This is a genomic window from Pseudoduganella violaceinigra DSM 15887, assembly GCF_000425385.1.
Classification (GTDB): Bacteria; Pseudomonadota; Gammaproteobacteria; order Burkholderiales; family Burkholderiaceae_D; genus Rugamonas; species Rugamonas violaceinigra.
In genome coordinates, this window is sequence record NZ_KE384358.1 from 227,823 (window position 1) to 247,306 (window position 19,484).

Consider the following 19,484-nt stretch of genomic DNA (forward strand, 5'->3'; position numbering starts at 1 on the left):
ATTAGATGAAATTCACTAAACTGGCATTAATACTGACGTTGACCTGGGGCTGCAGCGCAGCCTCCGCCCAGCAGGCTGCGGCCGCAGCGCCAGACGCAGTGGCGCTGCCGACACCCTCGAGCACCGCGCAAAAACTCTATTCCGCCGCCAAGGCCGACCTGCTGCAGGTGCGCTCGCTGTTGAAAACCGGCCGCACCCAGTCGTCGGTCGGCTCCGGCTTCCTGGTCGGCACGTCCAACCTGGTGCTGACCAACTACCACGTCGTCTCGCAGTTCGCGCTCGACCCGGATACCTACACCGGCGAATGGGTCGATACCGCCGGCCAGCGCGGCAACATCGAGCTGCTGGCGGTGGACGTGCTGCACGACCTGGCCGTGGTGCGTGTGAACCGCTACGGCACCGGCTACTTCAAGCTGGACAAGCCGGCCGCCCTGACCCAGGGCCAGTACCTGTACTCGCTGGGCAATCCGCTCGACCTGGGCTTCGCCATTTCGGAAGGCTCCTTCAACGGCGTGATCGCGCGCAGCTTCTACGAGCAGCTGATGTTCACCGGCCCGATCAACGCCGGCATGAGCGGCGGCCCGAGCGTCACCGTGAACGGCGAGGTGGCCGGCATCAATGTCTCCAAGCGCCTGGATGGCGAACTGGTATCGTTCCTGGTGCCCGCGCGCTATGCCCAGGAGCTGCTGAAGCGCGTCGAGCCGGACGCCAAGCCACCCAAGGATTTCACCGCCGTCGTCGCCCAGCAGCTGCTGGTGCACCAGAAGGCCATGATCGACCAGCTGCTGGCCAAGCCGCTGACCGCCAAAGCCATGGGCCCCTATTCCGTGCCGGTGCGCGAATCGGAGCAGATGCGCTGCTGGGGGCGCTCCAATGACCGCGATTCGTTCTCGGTGGAAGTGACCAACTGCGCGATGGAGTCGTCCCTGTTCGTCTCCAGTTCACTGCAGACCGGCCAGGTGCAGATCCAGCACCAGTACATGAAGAGCACCGGGCTCGATGAAGTCCGCTTCGCGGTCTTGTCCAGCAACTCCTTCAAGAACGAGAACTTCGGCAGCCACAAGGACAAACGCCTGACCGGCCCGATGTGCACCGAACAATTCGTCAAGAACAGCACTCTGCCGATGCGCGCCGTGATGTGCGTGCGCGCCTACCGCAAGTTCGACGGCCTGTATGACTTCGCCCTGCTGACCTCCAGTACCGACGAAGGCAAGATGAACCTGCAAAGCCGGCTCGATGCACGCGGCGTGTCGTATGAAAACGGCATGCGCGCCTCGCGCGCCTTCCTTGAATCGCTGGCGCGCGAGGGCAAGAAATGAACGGCCCTTTCTTCATCGAGACCCTGGCGCGCAACGGCGACGTACTGCACCGGCACCGTGTCGACAAGCTGCCGATCACCATCGGCCGCGGCTACAACAACGATTTCATCCTGGACGACGCCCATACAGCGCCGACCCATGCGGTGGTGGAGCTGGCCGAAGACGGTGCGCTCGTGATGCGCGACCTGGGCAGCCAGAACGGCATCGTCGTCCATGGCAAACGCCAGGGCTCCGTGCCGATCAACGGCACCACGGTGCTTCGCCTGGGCCACACTCGCCTGCGCGTGCGCGACGCGGCCTTCCCGGTGGAGGCCGAAGTCGCCGACACCACCATGCATGCCTGGGAAGGCGGCGCCCCGGCGCTGGCCGGCCTGGCCCTGATCGCCCTGTTTGTCGGCGTGACCGAAGCACTGTCCGATACTGGTAATTTCCAGGCCATCCGCTACCTGCTGGTGATCGCGACCGGCGTCGGCGTGGGCACGGTCTGGAGCGGCGTCTGGGCGCTGGCCAACCGCCTGTTCGGCGGACACGCGCGGCTGGGACGCCACCTGTTCATTCTGGGCAGCGGCCTGGTGGCATCCGGTGCGTGGAAAGCCTTGAGCAGCGTGCTGGCCTACGCCTGGTCGGCCGAAGTATTCACGCGCTATGGCAACCACGTTGTCATGCTGATCCTGGTGGCGATGATCTACAACCACCTGCGCACCATCAAGCCGCACAAGCCGCGCGCCTTCATTACATCCTGCGCGGTGTTCGTGGTGCTGGGATCGGGCCTGATCCTGATGCGCAATTACGAGGCGGCAGGCCGCCTGCGCGACGAACTGTATATGTCCGTGATGCTGCCGCCGGAGGTACGCCAGAGCAAGGACCACAGCGTCGATGAATTCATCGGCGACGCCGCCAAGCTGAAGGCGGCGGCAGATGCGGCGCGCCAGTCCTCGAAGCTCAAGAAAGACGACGAGGACGACGACGATTAATGTGCGTAAGGCGCGCCGCGCAGTTCGACGGTGTTGCCTTCCGGGTCGTTGACGTAGATCGACGGCCCCTCGCCTTCCGCGCCGTAGCGCGGCTCCGACGGGCCATTCTGCACGTCGTGTGCGCTCAGGTGGGCGCGGATCGCCGCCTCGTCGAACGGATCGACGCGGAAGCAGAAATGGTCGACATTGCGGCCCTCCTTGCCCGGCGCGGCCCCGCCCATCCTGCCCAGCTTCTTATCGACCGGCACCAGGTCCACCAGCGAGCTGCCGGCCCGCAGCTGAATCAGGCCGATCTCGTCCTGCCGGCGCTCGATCGTGCAGCCCAGTACTTCGGTATAAAAGCGGATCATGCGCTCGGCATCGACGACGCGCAGCACAATATGGTCAATTTCTCGAATCTTGATCAATCCAGGTCTCCTTGTTTATGCGTCTGGAACGGGGTTGCTGCCGGAAACGGGCACATAGCGCCCGCCACGGAATTCGAATTTCATGGTCTGGTCGACGCGCTGCGCGGGGGCGTTGCCCTGCTTGCCCGCCTTGCTCACTGCGCCCGTAAAGCGCAGCGTCAGCGCGCCGGGTGCGGCATTGCGCGCTGTACCGGCGCCGATGATATCCCAGCGGCCTTCGATGGCATAACACTGGCCAGGAGGCGCCTGCTCTTCGCGCCCATCCGGCTGCGACATGCCTGGCAAGATGGCGCCAAGCCGGTCAACGCAGTCATGACGCGCGTAAACATTCCCACCTTTGATCTTTTGCTGCAGTAGCGGCTGCGCCTTCACGCCATCCGCGCCGAGGGCGTACAGGGCGAACAGGTCCACGCAGTGGCCTTGCCAGCAACTGCCCCACGCCACGTGCACAGCTTGGGCCGTCGCGGACAGCGGCGTCACACTGATCTGCGCCTGGCCCTCGAACCCCTTCAGGTCGAACGGCTCCTGCCGTTTGACCACCTTCCAGCCATCCTTGCCGGGCTTGAAGGTATAGGCGGCCAGACCGAGCGGCGTGCCATGCGCCACTTGGGGTGCGCCACCATCGCCTGCCGGGGTCAGCGTGGCCAAAAGCACGATACGGTCCGGCGCCACGCGCACGGTCTGTTTTGGTACGACGATCACGCTTCTCTTCCCTTGCTTCCTATCCCATCCGCGCGTCACCGCGTTACCTGGGATCGACTGCACGCGCCCGCCCTCCTCGTCACTCCATGTCGGGAAGGCGATTTGCAGCAACTCATCGGGCTGGGGATCGACCGCCTGCGCGAAGGCCGGCACGGGGACAGTGAGCAAGGCAGCGAACAAGGCGTGATTCATGAAGCGTCTCCTAGATTCGCAAGCGGCGGCGGTCGTTCAGGAAAGTCTCCAGCTGCGCAGGCGCCAGCACCTTGACCGGATCGCCATGGAAGACGTACAGATAGGGCTCGCCACCCAGCCGGTCCGTCATTTTCGCCAGCACCAGAAAGCTGGTGCCGAGCGGATAAACTGCCGTGTCGCGCAGCTGGCGCGAACATTGCACCCGCATCTCCGGGCTGAACGCCTGCCCATTCACCGGGCGCACAACAACCTGCCCGCCCTCTTGCACCGATTCGACCGCCACGTCGCGGTAATCAAAAGTGTCTCTTGTCATTCCACCATGTTACCTGATCCGCCTCCATCCGGGTACCGCGTGGCGGCAAGTCACTTCTCGTGCAACACAAACGGCTTGCCGCGCGCCCAGCGGTTCGACGACAGCGAAAACGTCAACGCCCGCACCTGGTGATACCAGCCGGCGGGGACGTAGAGCATGTCGCCCGGCTGGACGATAAGCTCGATTGTTGCGGCCTGGCGGGCTAGCGGATAGCGCTCGAAGTCCGGTGCCTCCGGATCGAAGGGGCTGCCGAACAGCACCGGGTTGGCTTCGCGCGTATACAGGAATTCATCATGGTGCGGCGGCGCGAGGAAAATCCGCTTGCTGCCCCACACCTGCGCGAAGATATTGTCGTCAAAGTCGCTGTGCAGCGGTGTGACCGTTCCGGCCGGGCCGATCCAGAAGCGCGGCGGTCCCATCTTCTCAAAATACGTTGGCCAGTGACACATGCTGTTCAACTCGCGCAGCTCAAGGTTGCCGAGATACGGCGGCAATCCTTCGGCCGCTTCCGCAAGGTCGAGGTATTCGCGCATGGTGGTGTCCAGCATGGCGCGGTCAGGAGCAAAGGCGGTGCCGATGTAATCGCCCACGCGTGCTCGCACATGCACAGCCCCGAAGCGCTCACGCAGCACTTCAGGGCCCAGCGCACTGATCGGCCACTTTGCGATTGCGCCCGGAATCAGGAACGGCAGTCCTGCGCGGGCACGGGTGCGGAACTCGGCGGCGCTGGGCATGCGCAAGCGCGGCACTTCCGTCATCGCCGGCAGCTTGCGCGAAGCCTGCCGGATCGCGTCGCGCATTTCCTGCATCGACGCGACGCCGCGCACTTCCGCATCGCGGCGGGCGCGCGCTTCGGCTTTCGCAAGCCGGGCGGCTTCGTCAGGCGGCAGTGTGCGCGAGGCCTCGAGCGGGGGCAAGCGTGACGTCATGGACTTAAGCGCCCTGGCGCAGCACCAGCAGCGCCACGGCTTCGGCGTTGATGCCTTCTTCGCGCCCCAGGTAGCCGAGCTTCTCGTTGGTCTTGGCCTTCACATTCACGTGTCCGGACGGCACGCCAAGGTCGGCGGCGATATTGGCCGCCATGGTGGCGATATGCGGCGCCATTTTCGGACGCTGGGCGATGATGGTGCAATCCACATTGCCGATGTCGTAGCCGGTGGCGCGCACGCGCTTGGCCGCCTCGCGCAGCAGTACACGCGAATCGGCGCCGCGGAATTCTTCCGCCGTATCCGGGAAATGCTTGCCGATGTCGCCCAGCGCCGCCGCGCCCAGGATGGCGTCGGTGATGGCGTGCAGCAGCGCATCGGCATCGGAATGTCCGAGCAGGCCGCGCTCGTGCGGGATCTCGACCCCGCCCAGTATCAGCTTGCGGCCTTCGGCCAGGCGATGCGAGTCATAGCCCTGGCCGATTCGGAATGGAAGTTGCGTCATTGTGAATCCTGTTCTAAATACATTTCTGCGACCGCGATATCGGCCGGCAGCGTCACCTTCAGGTTGCGCGGATGGCCTTCCACCAGCATCGGCGAGAAGCCCAGCATTTCCACCGCGCTGGCGTCATCGGTGATCGCATTCGGGTCCGGCGCCAGCGCCAGCGCGCGCACCAGCAAGGCATAGGAAAACATCTGCGGCGTCTGCGCCAGCCAAAGACCGTCGCGCGGAACGGTCTGCACCGCGCCCGAACGCGTGGACTTTACCGTGTCCACCACAGGCAGCGCAAGCAGGCCGCCGCCTTCATGCTCGCCAACGGCGGCAATCAGCTTGGCGATCAGCGCCGGCGTCAGGCCTGGCCGCGCGGCATCATGCACCAGCACCATATCGTCGTCGCCGAGGTCGGCACGCATCGCGCGCAAACCGTTCAGGATCGATTCCATGCGGGTCGCGCCGCCGCAGCGCAATACCGTCGCGCCGCGCTCGGGCGTGATGGAATCGATGTATGCGTCGTCGGGACTGACCACCACATAGGTGTGCTCGATCAAATCGCTGTGATGGAAGGCGTCCAGCGTGTGCTGCAGCATCGGCACGCCGCTGATCGACAAATACTGCTTGGGCGTGGCCGCAGCCATGCGCGCGCCGACACCGGCGGCGGGAATCAGTGCAAAGTATTTTTTCATTTTCTGCTGCGCGTCTTCCTCAAAATGTTCTGGATCTCGCCGTTGCAAGCTTTGCTCAGGCGGGCATATTCGGCGGGCGAATCGATGAGGGCTTGCTGCACCTCCACTCTGGACATTTCAGCTTTAATATAAGGCATCCAGCCGCTGTCGATCTCATGCTCCAGCGCCGAGCGCGCCGTACCGGCCGGGGCATAGAGCGGCTTGGCTTCGAAACGCCGCGCCAGGGCGCTGCGTACCACTTCCTCCACCTTCACCAGGTGGTCCATATAGGCATTCATATGCCGCAGCTCGTGGGACAGGATTTCCGCGTAGCCGCAGGTCCCCGGCGGGAATTCGCTGCCGACGTAGATGCGCACGGGCGCATAGGTCAGCTGCACCTTGATCTGCGGCGCCACGCATTCGTAGCCACTGGCCGGATCGGTCAGCATCGGGCCGTCCAGGCCGATCTGCACGCGCGATTCGGTGCGGGTCAATCCCAGCACATAGCCGTTGGCCGGCATTTTCTCGGTCCGCATCGCCGACAGCTGCTTGTAGGAGAGCTGGGTATTGACCGTATAGCCGCTCTGGCGCGCCGACAGTACCGAGACCGTCTTGCTGATCGTGTCTTCGCAGCGGATCTGGAACGGCGTGCGCTGCGCCTGCGCCGCCTGCCCCTGGTCCGCCGCCAGGGCGCTTACCAGCAACAGGCGGCAGGGCGCGCCCATGGCCTCAGTCCAGCTTCCAGGCGCCGGAGCGCAGTTTGTCCAGCCAGAAGGTGCCGATCACCGTCTTCACATCGGTGATCTTGCCGGTACGGACCCATTCCAGCATCTCGTCCACCGTGGCGGTGATGGTTTCGATGAATTCGCCGTCGTCCAGCTTCACTTCGCCGGCGCTCAGGCCGCGCGCCAGGTAGATGTCCAGGTGTTCGTCCGAGTAGGCGATCGCGTTGTGGATGGTGCTGACGAATTGCCAGTCGGCGGCGGCGTAACCGGTTTCCTCTTCCAGCTCGCGGATGGCGCAGGCCAGCGGCTCCTCGCCCGGGTCGATCTTGCCGGCCGGGAGTTCGATGAAGACGCGGTCCAGGGGATAGCGGTACTGGCGTTCCAGCAGCACGCGGCCGTCGTCCAGAACGGGCAGGATCACGACCGCACCGGGATGTTTGATGTATTCGCGCTTGGTGTGCTTGCCGTCCGGCAGGCTGACCGTGTCGCGGTGGACTTTGAGGAAGCCGCCGTCATAGGCGAGACCGCCCTCGATTCGAGTTTCTTTTAGGTGCTTATCCATGTCTTTTCTTGAATCCGGCAAGGCGGGGGCAGACCCCCAGCACTCTTGCGGCCGGCGGGAATACCCATGGCTGCAGCAGACCGGGGTCTGCCCCCGCCCTACCGGTTTTTAACGGTGTTTACGCAGGTAGCGTACCACGAAGCCAGGGAATGCAAATACCAGGAAGGCGAAAGCCGCGACCCAGTAGAACTCCCAGGTCTGTGGAAATACGGTGCCGATGCGCGATTCGAGGGCCATGCCGATGCCGCCGATGGCGGCATACAGCACGGCCAGTTCCGCCAACCGCATCGCAAATGGCTTGCGTGCGGTCTTGAGCGGAACCAGGCAAAACGCCTTCTCGTTCACGAATGGCAGGTTGGCGGCCATCACTGCGAGCAGGATGACCAGCCAGGAAGATGCATTGACATCCATGCAGGATCAGTAGAGCAGGGTCTTCTGCATGGCGTTCAGGCAGGCGTTCAGCAGCGGGCCCGGGACCATGCCCAGCGCCACCACGGCCACGCCGTTCAGCGCCAGGACGATGCCCTTGTCGAAGCTCAAAGCCAGCGGCGTCGTATCTGCCGCATCGTCGAACCACATCACCTTGACGATGCGGATGTAGTAGAACGCGCCGACCAGCGAGAACATCACGGCAAACACGGTCAGCCACACATTGCCGGTCGCCAGAACGGACTGCAGTACCGCGAACTTGGCGGCAAAGCCCATCATCGGCGGTACGCCGGCCAGCGAGAACATCAGCACCGACATCAGCAGCGCATAGCCAGGCGAACGCTTGGACAGGCCCTTGAAGTCGTCGATTTCTTCCGCCTCGAAGCCCTTGCGCGCCAGCGCCATGATCAGGCCGAAGGAACCGACGGTGGTCAGCACATAGGTGATCGAGTAGTACATCGCAGCCGAGTAGGCGGCGGCGCCGTTGGCGGTCGAATGGCCCACCACGCCGGCCATCAGGCCAAGCAGCACGAAGCCCATCTGCGCGATGGTGGAGTAAGCCAGCATGCGCTTCAAGTTGGTCTGCGCGATCGCGGTCAGGTTGCCGATGGCCAGCGACAGCACGGCCAGGATCATCAGCATCTGCTGCCAGTCTTCCGCGGCAGGACGCATGCCTTCCACCAGCAGGCGCACGCAGATGGCGAAAGTCGCCAGCTTCGGTGCGCCGCCCAGCAGCAGGGTCACGCCGGTCGGCGCGCCCTGGTAGACGTCCGGTACCCACATGTGGAACGGTACGGCGCCCAGCTTGAAGGCCAGGCCGGCCACCACGAACACCAGGCCGAAGGTCAGGATCGACTTGTCGACGGTGCCGGTGCCGATCTTGTGGGCCACGGCGGAGATGTCCAGGGTGCCGGTCGCGCCGTACAGCATGGACATGCCGTACAGCAGGAAGCCGGACGCCAGCGCGCCCAGGATAAAGTACTTCATCGCCGCTTCGGTCGCGCGGACGTCGTCGCGGCGCAGGGCCACCAGGGCGTACAGCGACAGCGACATCAGTTCCAGGCCCAGGTAGATGGTCAGGAAGTTATTGGCCGAGATCATCACCATCTGGCCCAGCAGGGAGAACAGCGCCAGGACGTAGAACTCGCCGCCCAGGTTGCCGCCCAACATGCCGCGGTCCGTGGCGTACTGGCGCGCATACACCAGCGTCATCCCCACGGTCAGGTAGGAGAACAGCTTGAGCAGGTTGCCGATCGGGTCGTTCAGGAACATGTTCGAGAACGCGTAGACGGTGCTGCCGGCGCTGTAGTCGGCGAAGCTGAAGGCGGCGGCGCCCGCCAGGGCGGCCAGCGTCAGCACATAGGTGATCGCGCGCTTGCCCTCGTCGAGGAACATGTCGATCAGCAGGATCGCCGAAGCAGCGATCAGCAGAAAGACTTCTGCGTACATCGGGATCAGGTTAGTGGTATTCATGAAAACTTGGTCCTATTTGCAATCAAGGGGCCACGACTGGCAGCTTGCTTTGAGCGGCATGCGCCAACAGGTCAGCCACGGAAACCTGCATCACGTCGGTGAATGGCGCCGGGTACAGGCCCATCACCAGCACTGCGATCGCCAGGATGCCCAGCATCAGGAACTCGCGATTGTTAACGTCGGTCAGCTCTTCCACATGCTTGTTGGTGATGGCGCCGAAGATCACGCGCTTGGCCATCCACAGGGAATAGGCGGCGCCGAAGATCAGGGCGGTGGCGGCCAGGATGCCGGTCACGAAGTTGAACTGCACCGCGCCCAGGATCACCATGAACTCGCCGACGAAGCCGGAGGTAGCCGGCAGGCCGCAGTTGGCCATGGAGAACAGGATGAACAGCGCTGCGAACTTCGGCATCTTGTTCACGACGCCACCGTAGTCGGCGATCTGGCGCGAGTGCATGCGGTCGTACAGTACGCCGATGCACAGGAACATTGCGCCGGAGATGAAGCCGTGCGACACCATCTGCACGATACCGCCCTGCACTGCCATTTCATTGAACATGAAGAAGCCCAGGGTCACGAAGCCCATGTGCGCGATGGACGAATACGCCACCAGTTTCTTCATGTCTTTCTGCACCAGGGCCACCAGGCCGATGTAGATCACGGCGATCAAGGACAGCACGATGACCATCGGCGCCAGATGGTGCGAAGCGTCGGGAGCGATCGGCAGCGAGAACCGCAGGAAGCCGTAAGCGCCCAGCTTCAGCATGATCGCGGCCAGCACGGCGGAACCGCCGGTCGGCGCTTCCACGTGCACGTCCGGCAGCCAGGTGTGGACCGGGAACATCGGCACCTTCACGGCGAAAGCCATGAAGAAGGCGAAGAAGATCGCCACCTGTTCGCCCATGGTCAACGGCAGCTTGTGCCATGCCAGGATATCGAAGCTACCGGACTTGTTGTACAGGTAGATGATGGCAACCAGCGTCAGCAGCGAGCCGAAGAAGGTGTACAGGAAGAACTTGAACGCTGCGTAGATGCGGTTGGCACCACCCCACACGCCGATGATGATGTACATCGGGATCAGGGTCGCTTCGAAGAAGAAGTAGAACAGCAGGCCGTCGGTGGCGGAGAACACGCCGATCATCAGGCCCGACAGGATCAGGAACGCGCCCATGTACTGCGCCACGCGTTCGGTGATCACTTCCCACGCCGAAATCACCACGATGACGGTGATGAAGGCGGTCAGCGGGATGAACCACATCGACAGGCCGTCAATGCCCAGCGAGTAGAAGATGTTGAAGCGGTCGATCCACGCCGACTTCTCCACGAACTGCATGCCGTGGGCGGCCTTGTCGAACTGCGTGATCAGCGGGATGGTCGGCACCAGGGATACCAGGGCGCCTACCAGCGACAGCACGCGTACCATGCCGGCGCGCGTATCGCGGCCGATGGCCAGCACGATCATGCCGAACAGGATCGGCACCCAGATCGACAGACTGAGGTAAGGAGGTAGAGTATTAATCGTTGACTGCATTTGTTATCTCTTTTGCGTCAGCTGTTAAGCGTGCCAAAACGGCAGGAAGTACACCAGGAAGCCCAGGATACCGAGGATCATCACGAAGGCGTAGTGATAGATGTAGCCGGTCTGCAACACGCGGGTGATGCTGGAGAACCAGCCCACCACTTTCGCCGAACCGTTCACCAGCAGGCCATCGATGATGGCGCGGTCGCCCGCCGCCCACAGGCCCTCGCCCAGCAGGCGTGCGCCGCGGGCAAAGACTGCCTCATTGAACTTGTCCATGTAGTACTTGTTGTCCAGCAGGGTGTGCAGGAACTTGAACTTGCTGTAGAACCAGGCCGGGATCGCAGGCTTGACCATGTAGCAGACGTAGGCCGCGATCACACCCAGTGCAGCCAGGATGAATGGCAGCGAGGTGAACGAGTGCCGGCCCATGGCGACGGCGCCGTGGAACTCTTCGGCCAGTTCGTGCATCGCGTGGTGGTTTTCACCGACGAAGATGACATCCTTGAAGAAGCCGCCAAACAGCATTGGTTCGATCGCGATCGCGCCGATGACGACGGACGGGATGGCCAGCAGGATCAGCGGCAGGGTCACCACCAGGCCCGGCGAATGCGGCTTCTCGCCTGGCGCCAGGCCGTGGTGGCCGTGGTCGTCCTCTTCGCCTTCGTCGGCGTGGTGCGCATCATGCGCATGGTGGTGTTCCTTGCCGAAGTTTTCCGGGCCATGGAAGACCAGGAAGTACATGCGGAAGGAGTAGAACGCGGTCACGAACACGCCGCAGATCACGGCGAAGTAAGCAAAGCCGGAACCGGCGATATGGGTCGCAGCCACGGCTTCGATGATCGAATCCTTGGAGTAGAAGCCGGAGAAGAACGGGGTACCGATCAGCGCCAGGGAACCCAGCAGCGAGGTAATCCAGATCACTTTCAGGTACTTCTTCAGACCGCCCATATTGCGGATGTCCTGGTCGTGGTGCATCGCCATGATGACGGCGCCGGCGCCCAGGAACAGCAGTGCCTTGAAGAAGGCGTGGGTCATCAGGTGGAACACGGCCACGGAGTACGCCGAGCAGCCCAGCGCCACGGTCATGTAGCCCAGCTGCGACAGGGTCGAGTAGGCCACGACGCGCTTGATGTCGTTCTGGATGATGCCCATGAAGCCCATGAACAGCGCGGTAATCGAACCGATCACCAGGATGAAGGACAGTGCGGCGTCCGACATTTCGAACAGCGGCGACATGCGGGTCACCATGAAGATACCGGCGGTAACCATGGTTGCCGCGTGAATCAGCGCGGAGATCGGGGTCGGGCCTTCCATCGAGTCAGGCAGCCAGACGTGCAGCGGGAACTGCGCCGACTTGCCCATCGCGCCGATGAACAGGCAGATACAGGCCACGGAGATCAGCGCCCAGTCGGTGCCCGGCAGGGTACCGTTGATCAGCGCTTCCTTCTTGGCGAACACTTCCTGGTAGTCCATGGAACCGGTGTAAGCCAGGATCAGGCCAATGCCCAGGATGAAGCCGAAGTCGCCCACGCGGTTGACCAGGAAGGCCTTCATATTGGCGAAGATCGCGGTCGGGCGGGTATACCAGAAGCCGATCAGCAGGTAGGACACCAGGCCCACAGCTTCCCAGCCGAAGAACAGCTGCAGGAAGTTGTTCGACATCACCAGCATCAGCATGGAGAAGGTGAACAGCGAGATGTAGGAGAAGAAGCGGTTGTAGCCTTCGTCTTCCGCCATATAGCCGATGGTGTAGATGTGCACCATCAGCGAGACGAACGTCACCACGTTCATCATCATCGCGGTCAGCGAATCGATCTGGAAGCCGACGGCCAGCTTGACGCTGCCCACGGTCATCCAGCGATACAGGTCGCCGTTGTACGTTGCGCCGTCCATCACCTGCAGCAGGGTCTGGAAGGAGATCAGGAAAGCGACCAGCACGCCCAGGATGGTCGCGCTATGCGCCACCTTGCGGCCAATGACATTGCCGAAGAACTTGGTGCCCAGCAGGCCCGCGATTGCGGAACCTGCCAGCGGCGCCAGCGGTACGGCCAGAAGGAGGGTTGGGTTAAGTTGCCCCGTCATGATTTACCTTATGCGTATTATTCGAGGTTATTAACTCAGCCTTTGAGGCTATCCAGGTCTTCCACGTTGATGGTGTCCAGGTTACGGAACATCACCACCAGGATCGCCAGGCCGATCGCCGATTCGGCGGCGGCCACGGTCAGGATGAAGAAGACAAAGATCTGCCCGGCCGCGTCGCCCAGGTAGTGCGAGAACGCGATGAAGTTCATGTTCACCGCCAGCAGCATCAGTTCGATGGCCATCAGCAGGACGATGACGTTCTTGCGGTTCAGGAAAATACCGACGATCGAGATCGCGAACAGGATCGCGCCCAGGACCAGGTAGTGAGCCAGGGATAAAGTCATGGTGCCTCCTTCGTTTCCGCGGCTGCGACCGGAGCGTGGACGACTGCGTCCATCTTCACGATCTTCAGGCGGTCGTTACGCTTGACGCGGACGGCTACGCCCGGGTCGATAGCCTTGGTGTCTTTGCGCTTGCGCAGCGTCAGGGCCACGGCGGCAACGATGGCCACCAGCAGCACCACGGCCGCGATTTCAAACGCGTAGATGTACTCTGTATAGATCTTCAGGCCCAGGGCCTTGGTCTGGCCGATGCTGTTGGCCGCTTCCGGCACCACGGCGCCGGTCGCAGGGAAGGAGCGCCAGATCACGGCCGCCATTTCCAGCACGATCACGCCGCCGATGATGGAGGCCACCGGCAGGTAGTTCCAAAAGCCGGCGCGCAACTTGTCGAGGTCGATGTCGATCATCATCACGACGAACAGGAACAGGACCATGACGGCGCCGACGTACACCAGCACCAGCACGATGGACAGGAACTCGGCTTTGAGCAGCATCCAGATGCCGGCCGCCTGGAAGAAGGCCAGCACCAGGTACAGTGCCGCATGCACCGGGTTGCGGGCCGTGATGACGCGCAGCGATGCCAGCACCAGGATGGCAGCGAAGACGTAGAACAGGATAGTGGTAAAGGTCATTATTTATCCTCGGCGATCAGCGGTACTTGGCGTCGGCCGCGCGGTTGGCCGCGATTTCCGCTTCGTAGCGGTCGCCCACGGCCAGCAGCATTTCCTTGGTGTAGTACAGGTCACCGCGTTTTTCGCCGTGGTATTCCAGTACATGCGTCTCGACGATCGAGTCCACCGGGCAGGATTCTTCGCAGAAGCCGCAGAAGATGCACTTGGTCAGGTCGATGTCGTAGCGGGTGGTGCGGCGGCTGCCGTCGTCACGCTGCTCCGACTCGATGGTGATCGCCATCGCCGGGCAAACTGCTTCGCACAGTTTGCAGGCGATGCAGCGCTCTTCGCCGTTCGGGTAGCGGCGCAGGGCGTGCAGGCCGCGGAAACGCGGCGAGATCGGGGTTTTCTCTTCAGGGAACTGGACGGTGATCTTCTTGGCAAACATGTATTTGCCCGTCAGCGCCATCCCCTTGAACAGTTCGGTCAGCAAGAAGCTGCCGAAGAAATCTTTCAATCGGTCCATTCTGTATTCGCTCTCTTACTTCCAAATATTCCAGGAGGTCTGCATCCAGGTCGCCACGAACACCAGGTACACCAGGGTCAGTGGGATGAACACTTTCCAGCCCAAACGCATGATCTGGTCATAGCGGTAACGCGGGAAGGTGCCGCGCGTCCAGATGAACAGCGATACGATGACGAAGGTCTTGACGAACAACCAGAAGAAGCCGCCGAACGCGCCGCCGAATTCCAGCACGGCGAACGGGGCAGACCAGCCGCCCAGGAACATGATCGATGCCAGCAGGCCGATCAGGATCATGTTGGCATATTCCGCCAGGAAGAACATCGCGTAAGCCATGCCGCCGTATTCGACCATGTGGCCGCCGACGATTTCGGACTCGCCTTCCACCACGTCGAACGGGTGACGGTTACATTCAGCCAGGCCGGACACCAGGTAGACCACGAAGATCGGCAGCAGCGGCAGCCAGTTCCAGGACAGCAGGTTGAAGCCGTGCGAAACCATGAGGCCCTTCTGCTGGCCGGCCACGATCTCGGACAGGTTCAGCGAACCGGACACCATCAGCACGATCACCAGGCAGAAGCCCATCGCGATTTCGTAGGACACCATCTGGGCCGATGCGCGCATCGCGCCCATGAAGGAGTACTTCGAGTTGGCGGACCAGCCGGCGATGATGATGCCGTACACCTCCATCGAGGCGATCGCCATGATCAGCAGCAGGCCGGCGTTGACGTCGGCCAGGGCGGCGCCCGAAGCGAACGGCACCACGGCCCAGCAAGCCAGCGCCGGCATGATGGTCATCACCGGACCGATGAAGAACAGGGACTTGTTCGACTTGGTCGGGACGATGATCTCTTTGAACAGCAGCTTCAGCGCGTCGGCGATCGGCTGCAGCAGGCCGTTCGGGCCCACGCGGTTCGGGCCGATACGGATCTGGATCCAGCCCAGCAGCTTACGTTCCCACAAGGTCAGGTAGGCGACCAGGCCCATCAGGGGCAAGGTCACGCACAGGATCTTGGCCATGGTCCAGAAGAACGGCCAGGCGGCGCCCAGGTTGGCGGCGCCAACAGCTTTAATGCTTTCAATCATTTCTGGCAGAGCCATTACTTGCCCTCCCCTGCTTTAGCAACGGTGATCTCACCGAACATCGCGCCCAGCATCGAGGTCGATGCATGCGCGGCGGACACGCGCACCACGTTCGCTGGCAGGCCGGCGTCGATGATGGCTTCCAGGATCGCAAAGCCGGAGCCCTGCTTCACTTCGACCTTGTCGCCGGCCTTCACGCCGATCTGCTGCGCAGCGGCAGTGGACAGGTGTGCTTTCGGCGCAGCGCCGTCGACGGTCGCCAGCAGCGGACCGGAACGGCGCGCCATGGCGTCGGCGAAGTAGATCGGCACGTCGGCGAGTCGCTGCAGGCCTGTCGCTGCGCCAGCGGCGGCGGCAACAGCGGCCTTGCGCGACACGTTCGACAGCTTGGCCGACAGGTCGCTCACGCCTTTTTCGAACAGCTCGTCGCGGATCGATTCCGAGGTTTCATAGTCGAAGCCGCCCAGGCCCAGGATGTTGCCCAGGACGCGCAGCACCTTCCACGCCGGACGGGCTTCGCCCATCGGCTTGACGGTGCCGTTGAACGACTGCAGGCGGCCTTCGGCGTTGACGAAGGAGCCGGACGTCTCGGCGAACGGCGCGACCGGCAGCAGCACGTCGGCGTAGTCCATGCCGTGCTTGAAGGCCGACATCACCACCACCATTTCGGCGGCGCTCAGCGCGCTCTTGGCCGCTTGCGGATTGGCAGCGTCCAGTTCCGGTTCGGCGTTCAGCAGCACGTAGGCTTTTTTCTGTACCGAGAAGGCTGGCGCGGCGTTTTTCGCGGTGGCGCCGACCAGGTAGCCGCCAACGGTGTTGGCTGCTTCGGTCAGGTAACCGAGCTTGGCGCCGGTCTGTTCGGCGATCCACTGCGCGGCAGCGTGCAGTTTGGACGCTTCAGGGTGGGCCACAGCGGCGTTGCCCAGGAAGACGGCCTTGCGCTCACCGCCCAGCAGCGACGCGGCCACGGCTTCGGCGTCGGCCGATGCGGCCACGGACTCGAAGCCCGCAGGCGCGGTAACGCCCTTCGCCTTGGCGACGGCGGCAACCACGCCCGACAGCGCGGCCAGCCAGTCGGACGGCGCGGCGATGAGCTTGTTGGCGGTGTTGATCAGGTTTGCGTCGTTCGAACCATGCAGCACGGACAGCTGGCCGCCGGCTTTCACGGCCGCGCGGATGCGGGTCGCGAACAGCGGGTGGTCCTTGCGCAGGAAGGAACCGATCACGAACACGCGCTGCAGCGCGCTCAGTTCGGCAATCGGCATGCCCAGCCATGGCTTCACTTCGCCGTCCAGGGCGAAGTCGGACTGGCGCAGGCGGAAGTCGACGTGCTCGGAACCGACGCCGTGCATCAGCTTCTTCAGCAGGGCCAGTTCTTCCACGGTGGAGTGCGCGGTGCCGTAGGCAGCCAGCGCATCGGCGCCGTGTTCATGCTTGATGTTCTTCAGGCCGTGCGCCACGTATTCCAGCGCGACTTGCCATTCCACTTCTTTCCACTCGTTGCCCTGCTTGAGCATCGGCTTGGTCAGGCGCTCGGCGCTTTCCAGCGCTTCGTAGGAATAGCGGTCCTTGTCGGAAATCCAGCACTCGTTGACCGCTTCGTTTTCCAGCGGCAGCACGCGCTTCACGGAGCCCTGCTTCACCTGCACAATCAGGTTAGCGCCGGTCGAGTCGTGCGGGGAGACCGATTTGCGGCGCGACAGTTCCCAGGTACGGGCGCTGTAGCGGAATGGACGCGAGGTCAGCGCGCCGACCGGGCACAGGTCGATCATATTGCCCGACATTTCGGAGCTCACCGCTTCGCCGACGAAGGTGGTGATCTCGGAATGCTCGCCGCGGCCCAGCATGCCCAGTTCCATCACGCCGGCCACTTCCTGGCCGAAACGCACGCAACGGGTGCAGTGGATGCAACGCGACATTTCTTCCATCGCCACCAGCGCGCTGCCGGCCTTCGGCGGCACCACGCGCTTTTCTTCCTCGTAGCGGGATTCCATCTTGCCGTAGCCTACGGCCAAGTCCTGCAGCTGGCACTCACCGCCCTGGTCGCAGATTGGGCAATCCAGCGGGTGGTTAATCAGCAGGAATTCCATCACCGACTTCTGGGCCTGCACAGCCTTGTCGGAGGCGGACTTCACAATCATGCCCGCCGATACCGGCGTGGCGCATGCTGGCAAAGGCTTCGGCGCCTTCTCCACTTCGACCAGGCACATACGGCAGTTCGCAGCGATCGACAATTTCTTGTGATAGCAGAAGTGCGGGATGTAGGTGCCCAGCTTGTTGGCGGCGTCCATCACCATGCTACCCGCAGGGACTTCTACCTTTTTGCCGTCAATTTCGATTTCAACCATGATAATCGCAGCTTAGTAAGCCGAAACAGGCACCAGACAGTGCTTGTGTTCGACGTGATATTCAAATTCTTCGCGGAACTGCTTGACGAAGGCGCGTACCGGCATCGCGGCGGCATCGCCCAGCGCGCAGATGGTGCGGCCCTGGATGTTGTCGGCGATGGAATTCAGCATGTCCAGGTCCGAAGGACGGCCCTGGCCGTTTTCGATACGGTGGATCATGCGGTACATCCAGCCGGTGCCTTCACGGCACGGGGTGCACTGGCCGCACGACTCTTCAAAGTAGAAGTAGGACAGGCGTTCCAGGGCCTTCACCATGCAGCGCGTCTCGTCCATCACGATCACGGCGCCCGAACCGAGCATGGAGCCGGCTTTGGCGATCGAGTCGTAATCGAGGTCGGTCTGCATCATGATCTCGCCGCGGATCACCGGAGCGGACGAACCGCCAGGGATCACGGCCTTGATCTTCTTGCCGCCGCGCATACCGCCGGCCAGCTCCATCAGCTTGGCGAACGGCGTGCCCAGCGGAACTTCGTAGTTGCCCGGACGCTCAACGTCGCCCGAGATCGAGAAGATCTTGGTGCCGCCGTTGTTAGGCTTGCCCAGGCCGAGGTAGTTTTCAGCGCCGATATTCAGGATGAACGGCACGGCGGCGAACGTCTCGGTGTTGTTGATGGTGGTCGGCTTGCCGTACAGGCCGAACGAGGCCGGGAACGGCGGCTTGAAGCGCGGCTGGCCTTTTTTGCCTTCCAGCGATTCCAGCAGCGCGGTTTCTTCGCCGCAGATGTAGGCACCGTAGCCATGGTGGGCGTGCAGCTGGAAGCTGAAGTCCGAACCCATGATCTTGTCGCCCAGGAAACCGGCGGCGCGCGCCTCTTCCAGCGCTTCTTCAAAGCGCAGGTAATCCTGGAAGATCTCGCCGTGGATATAGTTGTAGCCCACGGTGATGCCCATCGCGTACGCGCCGATGGCCATGCCCTCGATCAGCGAATGCGGGTTGTAGCGGATGATGTCGCGGTCCTTGAACGTGCCCGGTTCGCCTTCGTCGGTGTTGCAGACGAGGTATTTCTGGCCGGGGAACTGGCGCGGCATGAAGGACCATTTCAGGCCGGTCGGGAAACCGGCGCCGCCGCGGCCGCGCAGGCCGGAGGTCTTCAGGTCGGCGATGATCGCTTCCGGCGCGATCTTCTCTTCGATGATGCGGCGCAGCGCGGAGTAACCACCGCGTTTGACGTAGTCGGCCAGGTGCCAGTTGTCGCCGTTCAGATCCTTCAGGATCAGCGGATTGATGTGACGGTCGTGCAGGGAGGTCATTTCTTCAGTTCCTCCACCAGGGAGTCGATCTTATCGTTGCTCATGAAGCTGCACATGCGGTGGTTGTTCACCAGCAGTACCGGCGCGTCGCCGCAGGCGCCCATACACTCCCCTTCCATCAGCGTGAACTCACCGTCGTCGGTGGTGCCGCGGAAGTCGATGCCCAGCTTCTGCTTCAGGTGCTCGGCAGCTTTCACGCCGCCCGACAGTGCGCATGGCAGGTTGGTGCACACGGTGATCTTGTGCTTGCCGACCGGCTTCAGGTTGTACATATTGTAGAAGGTCGCCACTTCCTGCACGGCGATGGCCGGCATGCGGATGTAGTCGGCGATTTCCTTCATGGTTTCTGGCGACAGCCAGCCCAGTTCAACCTGGGCGTGGGCCAGCGCGGCCATCACGGCCGACTGGCGCTGGTCGGCCGGATACTTGGCCAACTCGCGGTCGATTTTTTTATAGCATTCTTGGGATAACAGCATT

21 protein-coding genes are annotated in these 19,484 nt (G+C 62.7%); 2 read left to right on the top strand and 19 right to left on the bottom strand.

Translation table 11 applies throughout. From position 1 onward, the window contains the following. Positions 1-5: 5 nt before the first annotated feature. Together H597_RS32245 and H597_RS0123490 are read left to right on the top strand one after the other, a co-directional pair. Positions 6-1,319 carry a S1 family peptidase gene (locus H597_RS32245; RefSeq protein ID WP_051294057.1) on the top strand — a complete coding sequence of 438 codons (1,314 nt, stop codon included), beginning with the start codon at positions 6-8 and terminating at the stop codon, positions 1,317-1,319. Continuing rightward, positions 1,316-2,293 carry an FHA domain-containing protein gene (locus tag H597_RS0123490; protein WP_028104256.1) on the top strand — a complete coding sequence of 326 codons (978 nt, stop codon included), beginning with the start codon at positions 1,316-1,318 and terminating at the stop codon, positions 2,291-2,293. Before H597_RS32245 ends, H597_RS0123490 begins: the two co-directional genes overlap by 4 nt. On the opposite strand, the gene H597_RS0123495 is transcribed toward H597_RS0123490, so the two are convergent. The 19 genes from H597_RS0123495 to nuoE all read right to left on the bottom strand — a co-directional run bounded on the left by H597_RS0123495 (position 2,290) and on the right by nuoE (position 19,483). Continuing rightward, on the bottom strand, positions 2,290-2,700 hold the full coding sequence (locus tag H597_RS0123495) for a VOC family protein (protein WP_028104257.1): 411 nt from the start codon (positions 2,698-2,700) through the stop codon (positions 2,290-2,292). The genes H597_RS0123490 and H597_RS0123495 overlap by 4 nt on opposite strands. A 15-nt stretch (positions 2,701-2,715) precedes the next feature. Continuing rightward, positions 2,716-3,594, bottom strand: a complete 879-nt coding sequence (locus tag H597_RS0123500; RefSeq protein WP_028104258.1) for a hypothetical protein — start codon at positions 3,592-3,594, stop codon at positions 2,716-2,718. Positions 3,595-3,604: 10 nt separating this feature from the next. Next, positions 3,605-3,907 (bottom strand): hypothetical protein, encoded by a 303-nt coding sequence (locus tag H597_RS0123505; RefSeq protein WP_028104259.1) that lies wholly within the window; start codon positions 3,905-3,907, stop codon positions 3,605-3,607. A gap of 50 nt (positions 3,908-3,957) precedes the next feature. Next, positions 3,958-4,836 carry a cupin-like domain-containing protein gene (locus tag H597_RS0123510; RefSeq protein ID WP_028104260.1) on the bottom strand — a complete coding sequence of 293 codons (879 nt, stop codon included), beginning with the start codon at positions 4,834-4,836 and terminating at the stop codon, positions 3,958-3,960. A gap of 4 nt (positions 4,837-4,840) precedes the next feature. Further along, entirely contained in the window at positions 4,841-5,338 is a 498-nt protein-coding gene (gene ispF, locus H597_RS0123515) for a 2-C-methyl-D-erythritol 2,4-cyclodiphosphate synthase (RefSeq protein WP_028104261.1), read from the bottom strand. Next, complete coding sequence (ispD, locus tag H597_RS0123520) at positions 5,335-6,018, bottom strand: 2-C-methyl-D-erythritol 4-phosphate cytidylyltransferase (RefSeq protein WP_028104262.1); 684 nt, start codon at positions 6,016-6,018, stop codon at positions 5,335-5,337. Before ispD ends, ispF begins: the two co-directional genes overlap by 4 nt. Then, positions 6,015-6,722 carry a hypothetical protein gene (locus tag H597_RS0123525; RefSeq protein ID WP_028104263.1) on the bottom strand — a complete coding sequence of 236 codons (708 nt, stop codon included), beginning with the start codon at positions 6,720-6,722 and terminating at the stop codon, positions 6,015-6,017. Before H597_RS0123525 ends, ispD begins: the two co-directional genes overlap by 4 nt. 4 nt (positions 6,723-6,726) lie before the next feature. Further along, on the bottom strand, positions 6,727-7,284 hold the full coding sequence (locus H597_RS0123530; RefSeq protein ID WP_028104264.1) for an NUDIX domain-containing protein: 558 nt from the start codon (positions 7,282-7,284) through the stop codon (positions 6,727-6,729). A 108-nt stretch (positions 7,285-7,392) separates the two neighbouring features. Next, the gene (locus tag H597_RS0123535; protein ID WP_028104265.1) at positions 7,393-7,695 is read right to left on the bottom strand and encodes a DUF2818 family protein; all 303 of its coding nucleotides are present in this window, start codon (positions 7,693-7,695) and stop codon (positions 7,393-7,395) included. 6 nt (positions 7,696-7,701) lie between these two features. Continuing rightward, complete coding sequence (nuoN, locus tag H597_RS0123540) at positions 7,702-9,186, bottom strand: NADH-quinone oxidoreductase subunit NuoN (RefSeq protein ID WP_028104266.1); 1,485 nt, start codon at positions 9,184-9,186, stop codon at positions 7,702-7,704. 22 nt (positions 9,187-9,208) lie between these two features. Next, the gene (locus H597_RS0123545) at positions 9,209-10,717 is read right to left on the bottom strand and encodes an NADH-quinone oxidoreductase subunit M (RefSeq protein WP_028104267.1); all 1,509 of its coding nucleotides are present in this window, start codon (positions 10,715-10,717) and stop codon (positions 9,209-9,211) included. Positions 10,718-10,741: 24 nt separating this feature from the next. Beyond that, positions 10,742-12,790, bottom strand: a complete 2,049-nt coding sequence (nuoL, locus tag H597_RS0123550; protein ID WP_028104268.1) for an NADH-quinone oxidoreductase subunit L — start codon at positions 12,788-12,790, stop codon at positions 10,742-10,744. A gap of 35 nt (positions 12,791-12,825) precedes the next feature. Continuing rightward, positions 12,826-13,134, bottom strand: a complete 309-nt coding sequence (gene nuoK / locus H597_RS0123555) for an NADH-quinone oxidoreductase subunit NuoK (protein WP_028104269.1) — start codon at positions 13,132-13,134, stop codon at positions 12,826-12,828. Beyond that, on the bottom strand, positions 13,131-13,763 hold the full coding sequence (locus tag H597_RS0123560) for an NADH-quinone oxidoreductase subunit J (RefSeq protein WP_028104270.1): 633 nt from the start codon (positions 13,761-13,763) through the stop codon (positions 13,131-13,133). The genes nuoK and H597_RS0123560 overlap by 4 nt, the downstream gene beginning before the upstream one ends. Before the next feature lie 16 nt (positions 13,764-13,779). Further along, positions 13,780-14,268, bottom strand: a complete 489-nt coding sequence (gene nuoI / locus H597_RS0123565) for an NADH-quinone oxidoreductase subunit NuoI (protein WP_028104271.1) — start codon at positions 14,266-14,268, stop codon at positions 13,780-13,782. 15 nt (positions 14,269-14,283) lie between these two features. After that, a complete protein-coding gene (nuoH, locus tag H597_RS0123570) occupies positions 14,284-15,366 on the bottom strand; it encodes an NADH-quinone oxidoreductase subunit NuoH (RefSeq protein WP_028104272.1) in 1,083 nt (360 codons plus the stop codon). After that, a complete protein-coding gene (gene nuoG / locus H597_RS0123575; protein ID WP_028104273.1) occupies positions 15,366-17,696 on the bottom strand; it encodes an NADH-quinone oxidoreductase subunit NuoG in 2,331 nt (776 codons plus the stop codon). The genes nuoH and nuoG overlap by 1 nt, the downstream gene beginning before the upstream one ends. A 12-nt stretch (positions 17,697-17,708) precedes the next feature. Next, positions 17,709-19,007 (bottom strand): NADH-quinone oxidoreductase subunit NuoF, encoded by a 1,299-nt coding sequence (nuoF, locus tag H597_RS0123580; protein WP_028104274.1) that lies wholly within the window; start codon positions 19,005-19,007, stop codon positions 17,709-17,711. Continuing rightward, a complete protein-coding gene (gene nuoE, locus H597_RS0123585) occupies positions 19,004-19,483 on the bottom strand; it encodes an NADH-quinone oxidoreductase subunit NuoE (protein ID WP_028104275.1) in 480 nt (159 codons plus the stop codon). The genes nuoF and nuoE overlap by 4 nt, the downstream gene beginning before the upstream one ends. Between the last annotated feature and the right edge of the window lies 1 nt (position 19,484).

What these genes read in the sequence shown, in the direction of transcription:
- H597_RS32245 (WP_051294057.1), top strand. Translation starts at nt 6, where the DNA reads ATGAAATTCACTAAACTGGCATTAATACTGACGTTGACCTGGGGCTGC.
- nuoF (WP_028104274.1), bottom strand. Translation starts at nt 19,007, where the DNA reads ATGACCTCCCTGCACGACCGTCACATCAATCCGCTGATCCTGAAGGAT.
- ispF (WP_028104261.1), bottom strand. Translation starts at nt 5,338, where the DNA reads ATGACGCAACTTCCATTCCGAATCGGCCAGGGCTATGACTCGCATCGC.
- nuoH (WP_028104272.1), bottom strand. Translation starts at nt 15,366, where the DNA reads ATGGCTCTGCCAGAAATGATTGAAAGCATTAAAGCTGTTGGCGCCGCC.
- nuoI (WP_028104271.1), bottom strand. Translation starts at nt 14,268, where the DNA reads ATGGACCGATTGAAAGATTTCTTCGGCAGCTTCTTGCTGACCGAACTG.
- H597_RS0123535 (WP_028104265.1), bottom strand. Translation starts at nt 7,695, where the DNA reads ATGGATGTCAATGCATCTTCCTGGCTGGTCATCCTGCTCGCAGTGATG.
- H597_RS0123500 (WP_028104258.1), bottom strand. Translation starts at nt 3,594, where the DNA reads ATGAATCACGCCTTGTTCGCTGCCTTGCTCACTGTCCCCGTGCCGGCC.
- H597_RS0123530 (WP_028104264.1), bottom strand. Translation starts at nt 7,284, where the DNA reads ATGGATAAGCACCTAAAAGAAACTCGAATCGAGGGCGGTCTCGCCTAT.
- H597_RS0123490 (WP_028104256.1), top strand. Translation starts at nt 1,316, where the DNA reads ATGAACGGCCCTTTCTTCATCGAGACCCTGGCGCGCAACGGCGACGTA.
- H597_RS0123525 (WP_028104263.1), bottom strand. Translation starts at nt 6,722, where the DNA reads ATGGGCGCGCCCTGCCGCCTGTTGCTGGTAAGCGCCCTGGCGGCGGAC.
- H597_RS0123510 (WP_028104260.1), bottom strand. Translation starts at nt 4,836, where the DNA reads ATGACGTCACGCTTGCCCCCGCTCGAGGCCTCGCGCACACTGCCGCCT.
- nuoE (WP_028104275.1), bottom strand. Translation starts at nt 19,483, where the DNA reads ATGCTGTTATCCCAAGAATGCTATAAAAAAATCGACCGCGAGTTGGCC.
- ispD (WP_028104262.1), bottom strand. Translation starts at nt 6,018, where the DNA reads ATGAAAAAATACTTTGCACTGATTCCCGCCGCCGGTGTCGGCGCGCGC.
- nuoN (WP_028104266.1), bottom strand. Translation starts at nt 9,186, where the DNA reads ATGAATACCACTAACCTGATCCCGATGTACGCAGAAGTCTTTCTGCTG.
- nuoG (WP_028104273.1), bottom strand. Translation starts at nt 17,696, where the DNA reads ATGGTTGAAATCGAAATTGACGGCAAAAAGGTAGAAGTCCCTGCGGGT.
- H597_RS0123505 (WP_028104259.1), bottom strand. Translation starts at nt 3,907, where the DNA reads ATGACAAGAGACACTTTTGATTACCGCGACGTGGCGGTCGAATCGGTG.
- nuoL (WP_028104268.1), bottom strand. Translation starts at nt 12,790, where the DNA reads ATGACGGGGCAACTTAACCCAACCCTCCTTCTGGCCGTACCGCTGGCG.
- H597_RS0123560 (WP_028104270.1), bottom strand. Translation starts at nt 13,763, where the DNA reads ATGACCTTTACCACTATCCTGTTCTACGTCTTCGCTGCCATCCTGGTG.
- H597_RS0123545 (WP_028104267.1), bottom strand. Translation starts at nt 10,717, where the DNA reads ATGCAGTCAACGATTAATACTCTACCTCCTTACCTCAGTCTGTCGATC.
- nuoK (WP_028104269.1), bottom strand. Translation starts at nt 13,134, where the DNA reads ATGACTTTATCCCTGGCTCACTACCTGGTCCTGGGCGCGATCCTGTTC.